At 74.4% G+C, this 254-nt stretch carries 1 pseudogene; it reads left to right on the forward strand.

Annotation, left to right across the window (positions count from 1 at the left end):
• Nucleotides 1–254: pseudogene (locus ACFOSS_RS13250) on the forward strand (electron transport complex subunit RsxC); the annotation flags it as partial.

Raw genomic sequence — 254 nt, forward strand, 5'->3', positions numbered from 1 at the left:
CCGATAGCCGCGCCCGCAGCGGAGACAGCGGCCAGCGAGGATCCGCGCAAAGCCGCCGTTGCCGCCGCCATTGCTCGCGCCAAGGCGCGCAAGGTCGCCGAAGCCACGCCACCCATGGCTTCAGAAACCGTAACGCCAGCGGCGCCGGCGCAGCCGATAGCCGCGCCCGCAGCGGAGACAGCGGCGCCGGCGCAGCCGATAGCCGCGCCCGCAGCGGAGACAGCGGCCAGCGAGGATCCGCGCAAAGCCGCCGT

This window comes from Pseudaeromonas sharmana (genome assembly GCF_042649925.1).
GTDB classification, from domain to species: Bacteria; Pseudomonadota; Gammaproteobacteria; order Enterobacterales; family Aeromonadaceae; genus Pseudaeromonas; species Pseudaeromonas sharmana.